The 13,448-nt window shown below is 34.7% G+C and carries 15 protein-coding genes and 1 tRNA gene; 7 read left to right on the forward strand and 9 right to left on the reverse strand.

Annotated elements, in window-relative coordinates; translation table 11 throughout:
- The first annotated feature begins 15 nt into the window (after positions 1 to 15).
- Entirely contained in the window at positions 16 to 945 is a 930-nt protein-coding gene (locus ACQ65V_RS05080) for an SPFH domain-containing protein (protein WP_430467113.1), read from the forward strand.
- A 56-nt stretch (positions 946 to 1,001) separates the two neighbouring features.
- Here the strand turns inward: ACQ65V_RS05080 and ACQ65V_RS05085 are convergent, their stop codons facing one another.
- The 3 genes from ACQ65V_RS05085 to ACQ65V_RS05095 all read right to left on the reverse strand — a co-directional run bounded on the left by ACQ65V_RS05085 (position 1,002) and on the right by ACQ65V_RS05095 (position 3,844).
- Positions 1,002 to 1,478, reverse strand: a complete 477-nt coding sequence (locus ACQ65V_RS05085) for a DUF1761 domain-containing protein (protein WP_430467114.1) — start codon at positions 1,476 to 1,478, stop codon at positions 1,002 to 1,004.
- Positions 1,479 to 1,574: 96 nt separating this feature from the next.
- On the reverse strand, positions 1,575 to 1,784 hold the full coding sequence (locus ACQ65V_RS05090) for a hypothetical protein (RefSeq protein ID WP_273289615.1): 210 nt from the start codon (positions 1,782 to 1,784) through the stop codon (positions 1,575 to 1,577).
- A gap of 59 nt (positions 1,785 to 1,843) precedes the next feature.
- A complete protein-coding gene (locus tag ACQ65V_RS05095; protein WP_430467115.1) occupies positions 1,844 to 3,844 on the reverse strand; it encodes a glutamine--tRNA ligase/YqeY domain fusion protein in 2,001 nt (666 codons plus the stop codon).
- 127 nt (positions 3,845 to 3,971) lie between these two features.
- Here ACQ65V_RS05095 and ACQ65V_RS05100 point away from each other — a divergent pair, with 127 nt between their 5' ends.
- The 3 genes from ACQ65V_RS05100 to ACQ65V_RS05110 all read left to right on the forward strand — a co-directional run bounded on the left by ACQ65V_RS05100 (position 3,972) and on the right by ACQ65V_RS05110 (position 4,699).
- On the forward strand, positions 3,972 to 4,172 hold the full coding sequence (locus ACQ65V_RS05100) for a zinc ribbon domain-containing protein (RefSeq protein WP_155089187.1): 201 nt from the start codon (positions 3,972 to 3,974) through the stop codon (positions 4,170 to 4,172).
- A gap of 43 nt (positions 4,173 to 4,215) precedes the next feature.
- A complete protein-coding gene (gene folB / locus ACQ65V_RS05105; RefSeq protein WP_430467116.1) occupies positions 4,216 to 4,578 on the forward strand; it encodes a dihydroneopterin aldolase in 363 nt (120 codons plus the stop codon).
- Positions 4,579 to 4,628: 50 nt separating this feature from the next.
- Positions 4,629 to 4,699: transfer RNA gene (locus ACQ65V_RS05110), tRNA-Cys, on the forward strand.
- A gap of 544 nt (positions 4,700 to 5,243) precedes the next feature.
- On the opposite strand, the gene ACQ65V_RS05115 is transcribed toward ACQ65V_RS05110, so the two are convergent.
- From ACQ65V_RS05115 to rnr, 5 genes are all read right to left on the reverse strand, one after another.
- Positions 5,244 to 5,903, reverse strand: coding sequence for a hypothetical protein (locus tag ACQ65V_RS05115; RefSeq protein ID WP_430467117.1), 660 nt, complete (start codon positions 5,901 to 5,903; stop codon positions 5,244 to 5,246).
- Positions 5,904 to 5,963: 60 nt separating this feature from the next.
- Positions 5,964 to 6,653: a LysE family translocator gene (locus ACQ65V_RS05120; RefSeq protein WP_155089184.1), complete on the reverse strand. Its 690-nt coding sequence runs from the start codon at positions 6,651 to 6,653 to the stop codon at positions 5,964 to 5,966.
- Positions 6,654 to 6,697: 44 nt separating this feature from the next.
- Entirely contained in the window at positions 6,698 to 7,369 is a 672-nt protein-coding gene (locus ACQ65V_RS05125) for a head GIN domain-containing protein (RefSeq protein ID WP_430467118.1), read from the reverse strand.
- 14 nt (positions 7,370 to 7,383) lie between these two features.
- Entirely contained in the window at positions 7,384 to 7,683 is a 300-nt protein-coding gene (locus ACQ65V_RS05130) for a YbjQ family protein (protein WP_155089182.1), read from the reverse strand.
- A gap of 118 nt (positions 7,684 to 7,801) precedes the next feature.
- Positions 7,802 to 10,036, reverse strand: a complete 2,235-nt coding sequence (gene rnr / locus ACQ65V_RS05135) for a ribonuclease R (RefSeq protein WP_430467119.1) — start codon at positions 10,034 to 10,036, stop codon at positions 7,802 to 7,804.
- A gap of 687 nt (positions 10,037 to 10,723) precedes the next feature.
- Here rnr and rpiB point away from each other — a divergent pair.
- The 3 genes from rpiB to ACQ65V_RS05150 are packed head-to-tail and all read left to right on the forward strand — an operon-like array spanning position 10,724 to position 12,547.
- Positions 10,724 to 11,158 (forward strand): ribose 5-phosphate isomerase B, encoded by a 435-nt coding sequence (gene rpiB, locus ACQ65V_RS05140; protein ID WP_430467120.1) that lies wholly within the window; start codon positions 10,724 to 10,726, stop codon positions 11,156 to 11,158.
- On the forward strand, positions 11,159 to 12,073 hold the full coding sequence (locus tag ACQ65V_RS05145; protein ID WP_273289060.1) for a cation diffusion facilitator family transporter: 915 nt from the start codon (positions 11,159 to 11,161) through the stop codon (positions 12,071 to 12,073).
- A 27-nt stretch (positions 12,074 to 12,100) separates the two neighbouring features.
- Entirely contained in the window at positions 12,101 to 12,547 is a 447-nt protein-coding gene (locus ACQ65V_RS05150) for a GNAT family N-acetyltransferase (RefSeq protein ID WP_430467121.1), read from the forward strand.
- Here the strand turns inward: ACQ65V_RS05150 and ACQ65V_RS05155 are convergent.
- Positions 12,544 to 13,389 carry an OmpA family protein gene (locus ACQ65V_RS05155; protein WP_155089177.1) on the reverse strand — a complete coding sequence of 282 codons (846 nt, stop codon included), beginning with the start codon at positions 13,387 to 13,389 and terminating at the stop codon, positions 12,544 to 12,546. The two genes, ACQ65V_RS05150 and ACQ65V_RS05155, sit on opposite strands and share 4 nt — an antisense overlap.
- Positions 13,390 to 13,448 lie beyond the last annotated feature (59 nt).

Consider the following 13,448-nt stretch of genomic DNA (forward strand, 5'->3'; position numbering starts at 1 on the left):
CTTAAAAAACTTGTTATGGGTCAATTTATTTTAGTTCCGATTATATTTTTTGGATTACTTATCCTTATTTCTTCATTCTTTATCGTAAAACAGCAGACTGCTGCTATTGTGGAACGCTTTGGCCGTTTTCAATATATAGCGCAATCTGGTTTGAGGATAAAAATTCCTCTTATTGATCGTGTTGCTGGACGTTTAAGCCTTAAGATTCAGCAATTAGACGTTATTATAGAAACCAAAACTTTGGATGATGTATTTGTGCGTTTAAAGGTGTCTGTACAGTACAAAGTAATTAAAGATAAAGTTTATGATGCCTTTTACAAGCTCGATTATCCTCACGATCAAATCACTTCTTATGTATTTGATGTGGTACGCGCAGAAGTGCCAAAAATGAAGCTGGATGACGTTTTTGTTAAAAAGGATGATATTGCCTTAGCGGTAAAGGCAGAACTTAATGATGCGATGTTGGATTACGGCTTTGATATCATTAAAACTTTGGTAACAGACATAGATCCTGACGCGCAGGTTAAACAAGCCATGAACCGCATCAATGCTTCTGAACGCGAAAAAATTGCAGCACAGTTTGAAGGTGATGCTGCTCGTATTCTTATCGTTGAAAAAGCAAAGGCGGAAGCAGAAAGCAAACGTTTACAGGGTCAAGGTATAGCAGACCAAAGACGTGAAATAGCACGTGGCTTGGAAGAATCCGTAGAAGTTTTAAACAGAGTTGGTATTAACTCACAGGAAGCGTCAGCTTTAATTGTCGTTACTCAACATTACGATACGCTACAGTCCTTAGGCGAAGAAACCAATAGTAATCTTATTCTACTACCCAACGCACCACAAGCTGGTAGCAATATGTTAAACGATATGGTGGCGAGTTTCGCGGCAAGTAACCAGATTGGTGAAGCGATGAAGAATGCTAAAAAGAAAAACGAGGACGAATAGTCTTGGTATAAACATAAAAAACCGAAGTAAAAACTTCGGTTTTTTATACTTATTTTTTATTTCCAACCACAGAGAATAGCTCCCATTATTGCTAAAGTTACCACCCAATAGCCCACATTTACGAGGATGTACTTCCAGCCTTTTCTTTCAAAAAGAGCATTGATTCCTAAAACTGGTAACACAAAAAATATTGCTCCTATGGCTCCATGTAAGGCTCCATGGCCATAATTACGATGCATATTGCCAAACTCTTCCATAAAGGCCTTAAATGACTCTGCATCAGGATTTGTAAATGCTAATTGCTGGGCAGCAACCTGATGAATGACCATACCGTTCACCGTAAACGCTAGCATAAAAGATAAGACCAGAGTAACTCCAAAAATGACTCCCATATTGGCTCCTTTCATTTTCTCTTCCGTCATTCCAGAAGATTTCATCCATGCCGTACCTAAAACTTTAGGATTGTACCAAATAGCACCAATTATAAGTGGTACAATAGCAGCAACGACGATTGCTAGAAAATTTAATTCCATAATGTATAAGATTTTTTAGTTAGTAGATTTTAAATGTACAAAAAAACCCAAGAATATTAAGTTCCTGGGCTGTTTCTAAGTGTCTTATCGATTGTTTTAATGCTCTTTTTTATATTTTGAAACCAATTCCTTCAGTTGGTTTAAATAGTTCTGTAAATCCTCTTTATTTAAAGTTGCGCTAGCATTAGAGCCTTCCGGCAAAGTACTTCTGGTTTCATTGAGATATTTCATCAATTCTGGATAGTTATCCTCTATCTCTCGTGTAACGGTTGCTATTTCTGTCAGTATTTGTTGTGTTTCTTTCATAATGTTCCAAGTTTAGACTAAGATAAAAATTTATAATGAAAACAACTATGAAGACTTTGTTAAACCTCTGATGCTTCCTTTACCAAAAGTTCATTTTTATCTTCCAAGGCTTTTGCTATAAATTCATTTATGGCGTCGTTGCGATCTAATCCTTTATTCAAAAGTACCTTTAGCGTTATCATAGTGGCAATGCGTGTCCCAGCCTTTTTTACCGCGGTACCAAACCAAGGTTCCAGTTCTTCGTAAGAAACTTTTTTAGCCAGTTCTTGTATTTCCGCTTTGGTGCGTATTTGCTTTTCCTCGGGTAAATTTGTGTATTTTTTACCTAATTGTTGAATAACACTAATCGCTGGACGTTGCGGTTGTTGTTTCTTTGGTTGTTGCTTTTGTCGCGGTTTTGGTTTTTGCTTTGCCCAACTATCACGAAGTCCAACTGTTTTATTAAATACCAATTTATCTTTGGTAGAATCTTCATCCACCACAAAATAGCCTAAGCGCTGAAATTGATATCGTTCTCCCGCTTCAACATCAGACAAACTGGGTTCTAAGTAGCCTGTTTTCACATCTAGTGAATTCGGGTTTAGAAATTCCATAAAATCCTTGTCCTTGTCGCTGTCTGGTGCTTCATGCATAAACAAACGATCATATTCTCTTATTTCAGCTTTTATGGCATGTTTTATAGAAACCCAGTGCAAAGTGCCTTTGACTTTCTTTGAGGTGTCTGTGTCATAGGTGCAGTGAATTTCTATGATGTCTCCATTTTCATCATTAATCACATCATTTGCTTTGATAATATAGGCATTCTTCAAGCGTACTTCACCACCTAGCTTTAATCTAAAAAACTTGTTTCCAGCTTCTTCCTTAAAGTCATCTTTTTCAATATAGATTTCTCGCGAAAATGGCACTTTTCTATAACCGGCAGATTCATCTTCTTGGTTGTTTTCTGCCTCAAGCCATTCTTCCTTATCCTCAGGGTAATTGGTAATGACTACTTTCACGGGGTCTAAAACCGCCATCACACGATTTGCTGTTTTATTTAAATCTTCACGAATACAGAATTCAAGTAATGATACATCAATGACATTTTCACGCTTGGCAACACCTACTTTTTTTATAAACTCGCGTATTGAACTCGGTGTATAACCTCGTCGTCTTAAGCCAGAAATAGTTGGCATACGTGGATCGTCCCACCCAGATACAATACCCTCCTCAACTAAGCGTAACAATTTACGCTTGCTCATTATGGTGTAGCTGAGATTTAATCTTGCAAACTCGCGTTGTTTAGGCGGAAGTGGTAATTGGTCCTTAGCGTATTCGTAAACATGATCCCTAAACCAGTTATAAAGCTTTCGGTGAGGTTTAAATTCCAGAGAGCAAAGTGAATGTGAAACTTGTTCTATGTAATCGCTTTCACCGTGCGTCCAATCGTACATTGGGTAAATGCACCAGTCATCACCTGTTCTATGGTGTTTGGCGTGTAAAATGCGATACATTATTGGGTCTCGCATCAACATATTTGGGTCCTCCATATCTATTTTAGCGCGCAGTACATGTGTACCCGCTTTGAATTCCCCAGCTTTCATGCGTTGGAATAAATCTAGGTTCTCCTCTACACTTCTGTCTCTGTAAGGACTGTTAGTTCCCGGTTGTGTTGGCGTCCCTTTTTGTTCTGCCATAGCTTCAGAAGACTGGCTGTCTACGTATGCTTTTCCATCTTTAATAAGCTGAACAGCCCAATTGTAAAGCTTATCGAAATAGTCAGAAGAATACAGTTCATTTGCCCATTCATAGCCCAACCAAGCAATGTCTTTTTTTATGGCATCTACATACTCCTGTTCTTCTTTTGCTGGATTGGTATCGTCAAACCTTAGGTTTACGGGAGCATTATATTTTTTGCCTAAACCAAAACTAATACCAATAGCTTTTGTGTGGCCAATGTGCAAATAGCCATTTGGTTCTGGAGGAAAACGGAAACGAAGTTTCTCTTTTGGTAAACCGTTGGATAGGTCTTCTTCTATAATATGCTCAATAAAATTGAGTGATTTTGTTTCTTCTGACATTGTTTAGGTCTTGAGTAAAAGTTCCAACTTTGCCAAGGCTTTGTTGGACGTGGCAAAATTAAGCAAAATGTAACATTATTGCACTATGGGATACTTATAGAATAGATATAACATAAACCAAAAAAACATGAACTACAAATGTCCTAAATGTGATAACACCACTTACGAAATTGGTGAAATGAGAGCTACAGGAGGTACATTGTCTAAAATCTTTGACGTACAAAACAAAAAGTTTACTTCAGTAACTTGTAAAAAGTGTACCTATACTGAGTTTTTTAAAGCTAAAACAGGTGCTTTGAGCAATATCTTTGATTTCTTTACAAATTAGCTCAACGTCCAATAACAATTAAGGGATTCTCTATATTTGCAGCATGGGAGTTATAAAAGTTGAAAATATCCGTGTTTTTGCACATCACGGTTGTTTGAGAGAAGAAACCGCAATAGGTAGTGATTACCGTGTTGATCTAGAGGTTAAAGCGGATTTGAAGCCCTCTTCAAAATCAGATAAACTGAGTGATACCGTTGATTATGTCTTTTTAAACAAAGTTGTAAGGGAGGAAATGGCTAAACCGTCTAAACTGCTAGAAACCGTTGCACAACGGATTATTGATAAAATTTTTAGTGAGGATAAATTGGTTACCAAGATTACAGTTGCGGTTAGTAAGATTAATCCTCCTATTGGTGGTGATGTGGAAATGGTGACTATAAAACTATCTGAAAAGCGAAAAAAGTAAGCCTGTATAGGGTAAAACGTTTATAATTTATATATTTGCCCTCTCAAAAGGGTGTCGTGGCCGAGTGGCTAGGCAGTGGTCTGCAACACCATCTACAGCGGTTCGAATCCGCTCGACACCTCAAGAAAGAGATACCGAAAAGTATCTCTTTTTTTGTTTTAAAATTTTAGGAAAATTTAGATTAAGTCATGTGCGGTTCGAATCCAAGAAAGACATCTTGAAACGATTTACTCAACTGAGATTTTTTAAATTTTTATAAAAAAATAATTAAAGACCCAACATCATCTACATCGGTTCTCCATACACTTAGGGACGCTCGACATCTCTTCAAACCTTCAAAATATATTGAAAGCGTTTTGTTTTAAAATTTTAAGAAAATTGTGATTATGTCATTGCGGTTCGCGTCCAAGAAGGATACCTTGGAACGTCTAGCATAACTGAGTTTTTTGTGGATTTTTTACGAAAATTAATAAAAGACAGACGCCGTCTATAGTAATTATCCGAGTCTTTATGGACACTTGACAGCACGGAGAAACTTCAACAAGAATCGAAGGGTTTTTAGCTATAATAGTTATGACGAAGCCTATTGAAAGTCATACAATACAAATAAAGATTTTTAGATACCTTAAGAAGCCAAAATTTCACAAAGAGTTTTCTTTTAATAACTATTGGTCTGACTCCAGGTGTTCTATTAATTGGACTATGGTTTGTGGCTCTTTTGTATCGACATCATGTGATTTTCTATAGGTTTTAATGTCTTTTTTTCGGTCCTTATAAAGCTTCTTAAGTTGGCTCAATGATTTAAACTTTGTTACAACATCATCTTTATAGAACCAATATTCCTTAATCGGTTTAACCTTATACATTTCTGGTAATTCCAGGTCATATAGATTTCCTCGGTTTTCTATTGAAGACACTGTTCTACCTGAGGTGGTTTGCGATGTTCCACCATATCCACCACTAGCAGCTGTTGAAGATTCTAAATTACATTTATGTTCCAAATACAACTCAACGTCAGACTTCATTAGCAACTCTAAAAAGACACCATCTTTTCTTATAAATTTTCGGTTTGAAACATAAACCGTATCTATCCTCCCAATATCAGTTTGTGTCATTGCTAATATCTCATCGTCTTTTTTAAAAGCAAAGTTTTCTAAAAGTGCATTGTAATTTAAAACTTCGGTTAGTTTACTTCCATCCTTCATTAAAATTATACCTTCGGTAAATTCAGGCAATACATAATGTGGAGATTTACTGGAATTGTCTTGCGTATATCCAAAACACATAAAAAGTGTAGTACAAAATAAAGTAATAACTGATTTCATTATAAATCGTATTTGTTGGTTCTGGTAATTTATACCTCAAGAATTATACCTATCTCTATCCTACTCGTTTTTTATTGGGTTTACCCTATCAATCTGTTCCTTACCTTTTTCATATAAATCTGGGAACAATCCCTGAGATAAAAGTAGAATTCCAAACCCTAAAATAACCAAAGCCACAATTTTCTTTGTCTTAAAAATAAGTCTAGGTGTCAATTTACTTCTAAGGCGTTTTGCCATAGCTATTTTAAAGAGATCACATAAAAAATAGGATATCAGCATGGTGGTAATAAAGATTGCTACACCGTTTGAAGATTCTGTTATTGATGTACCGATAACAATGAAGCCTAACCAGCCCAAAAGCACTCCAATATTAATAAAGTTGAGTAAAAATCCTTTAACAAACAGCTTTCCGTAGTCGTTTTTTGGTAATTCTATGCGATGGTGCTCCCTTACTATGGAACGAAAAGATTTTGACGTTTTTATAAAACTTATGACTCCATAAATTACTAGAAGAACACCTCCAAACACCAATAAATTAGGGTCGTCTTTAATTTTGTCTAGTAGCGTATCAGTGCTTTTAAAAATAACAAGTATAAAGACTATATCCGCTAGAATAACACCAAGATCAAAAACCACAGCTCTTGTAAATCCTTTTGTAGCACTTGTTTCTAAGAGCACAAAGAATACTGGACCTATGGTAAAGGCTAAAATAATCCCAAAGGGAATGGCTGTTAAGATGTCATCTAACATGTAAACTTGCGGTTTACACAAAAGTAACAAAAAGTAATAGGAATTTACATACGCTTTACTTTGCCACCAAGAACTGTCTTTTCGTCTATGAGTTTTGGATTACCATAGATAAAGACATTTCCGCCAGCTTTTATCCTTACATCCACATACTCAGATGCATTGATATAAGCTTCACCACCAGCATTGATGCTTACTTCCGTTTGCTCCGTTTTTAATTCTTTTGCATTAAAAACTCCGCCTGTATAAATAGATATATCCTGATTTTTAGAGCTTCCTGTTGTATTAATTACCGCACCAGTTACAGCTCTAATATTTGCATAAGTTGTTTTTATATCTGCTGTGATTTCCGCTCCTTCTTGTGCTTTTAGGTCAATCTCATATTGTTCTAAGGTTTGATCTACGGTAACTTTTGCTCCTTCATTTGCATCGATAACATCTACGGAAGTGTAATAAAGAATAACGACTGTGTCATTTCCGTCATAACTCTCTTCTAGCTTCATTCTTATTTTTAGCTTACCGTTATTGTTCAAAACCTGAACATCTTTACGGTTTTTACCAGAAATAACAACTTTGTTCTCATCAGATTTTTTCATCTTTAGATTAATTAGGTCGTAAACTTTTACGGTATTAAATTCACCAACTGTCTTCTCAATAGTATCTTGAGCAGTAATAGAACAGCTAAATAAAAGAGCAAGGGTAAGAATGATATTTTTCATTTGATTTTAATAATTTATGTTGCCACTTTTACTGCGGTTCCTGTCACGGAAACCATTGCATAGTTACTTGTAGTTAATTCAATTTCTACTTTAATACCAACGATGGCATTGGCATTTAATTGTTTTGCATTTTCCTGAAGACTCTGAAATGCTTTTTCTTTGGTTTTATCTACACTATCTTGAATTGTCTTATAGTATTTAGAGACACTAAAGCCCATTGCCAATTTCTCTTCATTCATAGCAACACCAGTGACAATGCCTAAATAATCCATTATTTTAAAACCTTCTATGGAATTTGTTGTGGTTAGAATCATACGATAAGTTTATTTATATGTCTATGTCAAATATAAATCGTTGCACCACAACATACAAGATACTGAAACAATACTTCGACAAGCTCAGTATGACAGTTCAGCATGACAAATTTAGGTTTTATTCAGGTTTTCCTACCAAATAAAAATCCAAATGTTTTTTTACCAAGTCGGTATTTTTAACCTTTACGATGATTTCGTCACCTAATTGATATATATTCTGTGTTTTACGACCAACCATAGCATATTGATCTTGATCAAAATAATAATGATCATCCTTCATGTCTCTAACACTTACCATTCCTTCACATTTGTTGGAGATAATTTCAACATAAATTCCCCAATCTGTAACACCAGATATCACTCCTAAAAACTCTTCGTCTTGGTGATCTTGCATAAAGCGTATCTGCATGTACTTAATTGAATCGCGCTCTGCTTTAGTGGCTAAATATTCCATGTTACTGGAATGTTTACACTTTTCTTCGTAAATCTCTTCGTTGGCTGATTTACCACCATCTAAATAATGCTGTAACAAGCGATGTGCCATTACATCTGGGTAACGACGAATAGGTGAAGTAAAGTGACTGTAATAATCAAACGCTAGTCCGTAATGTCCTATATTTTGCGTCGTATATTCAGCCTTAGACATAGTACGGATGGTTAAGGTATCAACCAAATTTTGCTCTTTCTTACCTACAACATCTGTTAATAGTTTGTTTAATGATGAGGCAATGCTATTACGATCCTTAAACGTGAGTTTGTGTCCAAAACGGCTTACCACAGTTTGTAGTTGTGCTAATTTAGCTTCATCTGGCTCGTCATGTACTCTATACACAAAGGTTTTCTTTGGATTCTGCTTACCTATAAATTCTGCTACTTTTTTATTAGCCAATAGCATAAATTCTTCAATCAGTTTGTTGGCTTCTTTACTGGTTTTAAAGAATACTCCCGTTGGGTTGGCTTCTTCGTCTAAATTGAATTTCACTTCAACCTTATCAAAAGAAATCGCTCCCGATCGCATTCGTTGCGAACGCATTTTTTTAGCCAATCTATCTAAAACCAAAACAGCTTCGGCAATCTCTGGTTTAGTGTTGTATTGTTTACCTGTTAATGAAACTTCTTCTGGAATGGTTGTATTTAATTGAGACGCTTCAACTGCACTCAGCGTGACTTTTGGATTATTTTCTATGATAGCCTGTGCTTCTTCGTAGGCAAAACGTGCATCGGAATAGGTCACTGTTCTACCAAACCATTGGTCTTTAATCTCACATTTATTGTTCATTTTAAAGACTGCAGAGAAGGTGTATTTTTCTTCATGCGGACGTAATGAACAGGCTCCGTTAGATAAAATTTCCGGTAACATCGGCACCACACGATCTACTAAATAAATAGAGGTGGCACGCTCGTAAGCTTCATCATCTAAAACCGTTCCTGGTTCTAGATAGTGTGAAACGTCTGCAATATGTATTCCTATCTCGTATAAGCCATTTTCTAAAACTTTAAAGGATAGGGCATCATCAAAGTCTTTTGCATCCTTAGGATCTATGGTAAAGGTTAAATCCTTACGCATATCGCGTCGCTTGGCAATTTCTTCAGCTGTAATATTTAAGTCTATGGAATTAGCATAGTTTTCTACCTCGTGAGGAAACTCGTGAGGCAAGCCATACTCTGCTAAAATGGAATGAATTTCCGTACCGTGTTCACCTGGTTTACCAAGAACTTCCAATACTTTACCATTTGGTGAATCTGCCTTTTCTGGCCACTCTTCTATGGATACCAAAACTTTGTCTCCATCCTCAGCTTTTTTGGTTTTATTGATGGGTACAAAAATATCAGTGTACATCTTAACGCTATCAGCTACGACAAAGGCAAAATTCTTTTTTTCGTGAATCTGAATAGTACCTACATATTCACTTCTCGCACGCTTAATTATGTTGGTGATTTCACCTTCTTGTTTTCCTCTTCGTTTTCTTCTGTAGGCGTAAAATTCTACTTCGTCACCATCCAAAGCTCTATTGATATTATTGGATGCTATAAATACGTCCTCCTCAAAATCATCACTGATGATGTAGCCATTACCTTTTGAAGAAAGGTCTAGAATACCTGTATGATATTCTGTGTTTACAATGGCTTTGTATTTACCTCTATCGACTTGTTCTATTTCTTGTTTAGAAGTAAGTTTAGCTAAGGTTTTAATGATTTGGTTACGGCTACTAGCATCGTTAACACTAAGTATAGATGCAATTTGCTTGTAATTAAAAGTTTTGTTTTTATCTTTTTTTAAAATACCTAAGATGGTATTTGTAAGGTTAGGAATCTTGTTCTTTTTAGATTTCCTTTTTTTCTGTCTTGTCATTTAATTTGTAATCATATTCGTTTCCTAAAAGTGTTAGGAATTCTTCATTTAAAACTCAATATAGGTGGAAGTGAAGATATTAAGTTTAGTGCAAAGCTACACTATTAAATTTTAATAGTGTTTAGTAAAGGTTAAATTAATAAAAAATCACTTATCAACATATATATACATATCATCATTTTTCTTTTAAAATTTAAAAAATAAAATGATGGTTATTATAGTCTGTTAATAGTTAGTATAACTTTTTTAGGTTTTATTTTGATTTGTTGTAGTTTACAATTTATTACGGTTTAGTTAACACTAAATTTACATGTAAAAGCTTCATTTTTAAGCGAAATAAAAAAGCTATCAACAACTGTTAATAAGCAATGTTAATAGAATAGAATGATATGTTTTGAGTAAAAATATGTTCATTTCAATAAAATAGCTGTTTATAAATTCACTCCAAAAAAAGGATTAAAAAATTAGGTTATATAAATGCTATTTTGGTTTGAAAAATTAAATGAATAATCCTAATTTTTGTTTTCAAGACTTGTGAACAGTTATTAACAAGTAATGAGTATTACTATTAACCAGTTTTTATTATTTGTAACTTTGTTGAAAGATAAGATTAGTAATCCAGAGCTAAGAAATTAATCTCCATAATTGATGAGATTGCCGCACTTCGCTCGCAATGACATAAAAAATATGAATATCTCAATAGGAAACGACCATGCAGGTCCAGAATACAAGCTAGAAATTTTAAAATACTTAAAATCTAAAGAATATGTCGTTACCAACTACGGTACCGATTCTACGGATAGTGTAGATTATCCAGATTTTGTTCATCCTGTAGCTAAGGATGTTAACGATAAAAAAGTAGATTTTGGAATTTTAATTTGTGGTAGTGCTAATGGTGTTGCTATGACGGCAAATAAATATCAAAACGTACGAGCTGGTGTGTGTTGGACAAAAGAAATCACAGAATTAACTAGACAACATAATAATGCTAATATTATATGTATTCCAGCACGTTTTACATCTGTTCCACAAGCTATTAAAATGGTAGATACTTTTTTAAATACTGAGTTTGAAGGTGGTCGTCACCAAAAACGTGTGGATAAGATTCCGTTATCCTGTTAAATGGGTCACTCGCACGCTCATAAACATTCCCATAACCACGATCTAAATGGTCGTAATCTGTTTATTTCCATACTTCTCAATATTGTTATTACAGTCGCTCAGGTTGTAGGTGGTTTAATTTCAGGTAGTTTGGCCTTGCTTAGTGATGCGCTCCATAATTTAAGTGATGTTGTCTCTTTGATTATAAGTTTAATTGCGAATAAACTAGTTAGACAAAAAGCCTCACTAAAACGGACTTTTGGATATAAACGTGCGGAAATCCTAGCGGCTTTCATTAATGCGGCTACACTTATTATTATAGCTATACTTTTAATATTTGAAGCTGTTGAGCGTTTTAAAAATCCACAGCAAATAGAATCTAACCTTGTGATTTGGCTTTCTGTTATCGCTATTTTAGGTAATGGATTTAGCGTCTTATTGCTAAAAAAGAATGCAGGCGATAACATGAATATGAAAAGCGCCTACCTTCATCTTTTAACCGATATGATGGCAAGCGTTGCAGTTTTAGTGGGTGGATTGTTAATGAAGTTTTATCAGATTTGGTGGATAGACAGTGTGTTAACCTTTGCTATATCCATTTATCTTATTGTTATGGGATGGAACTTATTAAAAGACTCATTTAGAGTCCTAATGTTGTTTACGCCAGAGTCTACTTCTGTTGATGCTATCGTTAAAGATATTCAAACCATAGATACAATTAAAAATGTTCATCATGTACATATCTGGCAATTGAATGAAGAAGAAATTCATCTCGAGGCTCATATAGATTTTAATAAGAATATTACCTTATCTGAATTTGACACCATTTTAGATGAAATTGAAGAACTGGTCTATCACAAGTACGAAATTAATCATATTAATATTCAACCAGAATTTGGAAAATGTGATGCCAAGGATGTAATTGTACAAGACTAATTAATTTTATCAGGCTGAAAAACAATTATGCTAGAAATAAAGACAAAAACATTTCAAGAATTAAACACTGAAGAACTCTATGACCTACTTCAATTACGTAGTGAAGTGTTTGTGGTAGAGCAAGATTGTGTCTATCAAGATATTGATGGTAAAGATCAGAAAGCGCTACATATATTAGGCTATAGAGATAGAAAATTAGTGGCCTATACACGTATTTTTAAACCAGGTGATTATTTCGATGAAGCCAGTATAGGTAGAGTAGTGGTGAAAGAAAATGCTCGGCAATATAAGTATGGTTATGATATAATGACTGCTTCAATACAAGCAATTAAAGACTATTACGACGAATCTAAAATTAGAATTTCTGCCCAAATATATTTAAAGCGATTTTATAACAATCTAAATTTTAGGGAAGTGGGAGAGGAGTACCTAGAAGATGGCATTCCGCATATAAACATGATTAAATCTTCTTAGTTAGAAGTTTTGGGTTTAATAACACGCGTCACAACGATTTCTACACGTCTATCTAATTCCGGCTCACCACCAAGCGGAAATTTTCTTCGTTGACCAACAAACTTCATGCGATAGCGCTTTACACCTTTTTCTGCTAAATAATCGTAAACTGTCTTAGCTCTTGCTAAGGATAAATTACGTTTTTTGGTTTTTCGGTCAATAGCATCTCGTGCACCGTGGGTACAACATACATGGCCTTCAATATTGAAATAAATATCTGTTCGCTTTACTAAAATTTTAGCGATTTCGTCTAATTTAGCCTTTGACTCCTTGGTAAGATAACTATAACCCGTACGGAATAAAATATTTTCTAGTTGAATTTTATCACCTTCTTTGAGTTCACCGCTTAGTAGTTCTTCAGTAGTTTCTTTTTTTGGTTGTTCTACCTTTTCACGAGGAGGATCATATGGTTGCACTATAATTTCAACCTTTCTGTTAAGTCCACGAATTTTATAAAGATCCTTATCATTTACAACATTGAGAAGGATTTCACCCTTACCATCCACATTTGTAATTACGGACTCATCAAACTCATTGTTAGAAAACACTTCTTTTATAGCATCTGCGCGCTGTTGAGACAACACCATGTTATAAGAATCACTACCTCTATCATCACAAAAACCGTATATGGATATTTTCTGAATATCCATGTTTTCAATTTCCGATAAAAACAAGAGGAGTCGACTTTCTTCAGTCTCAGGAATTTCGTATTTATCCGTTAAAAAATATACCTGATGCTTAATCTCCTTTTGAGCAAAAGCAAACTGAATGGATAGGCATATAAAAACGAGTAGGGACTTCATTTTTTCTAGAATTTTCTTACTAATTGAAAATTTCCTTAGTGTTAAATATAGATATTTTT

It is taken from the genome of Winogradskyella ouciana, from assembly GCF_965284585.1.
Taxonomy (GTDB): Bacteria; Bacteroidota; Bacteroidia; order Flavobacteriales; family Flavobacteriaceae; genus Winogradskyella; species Winogradskyella ouciana.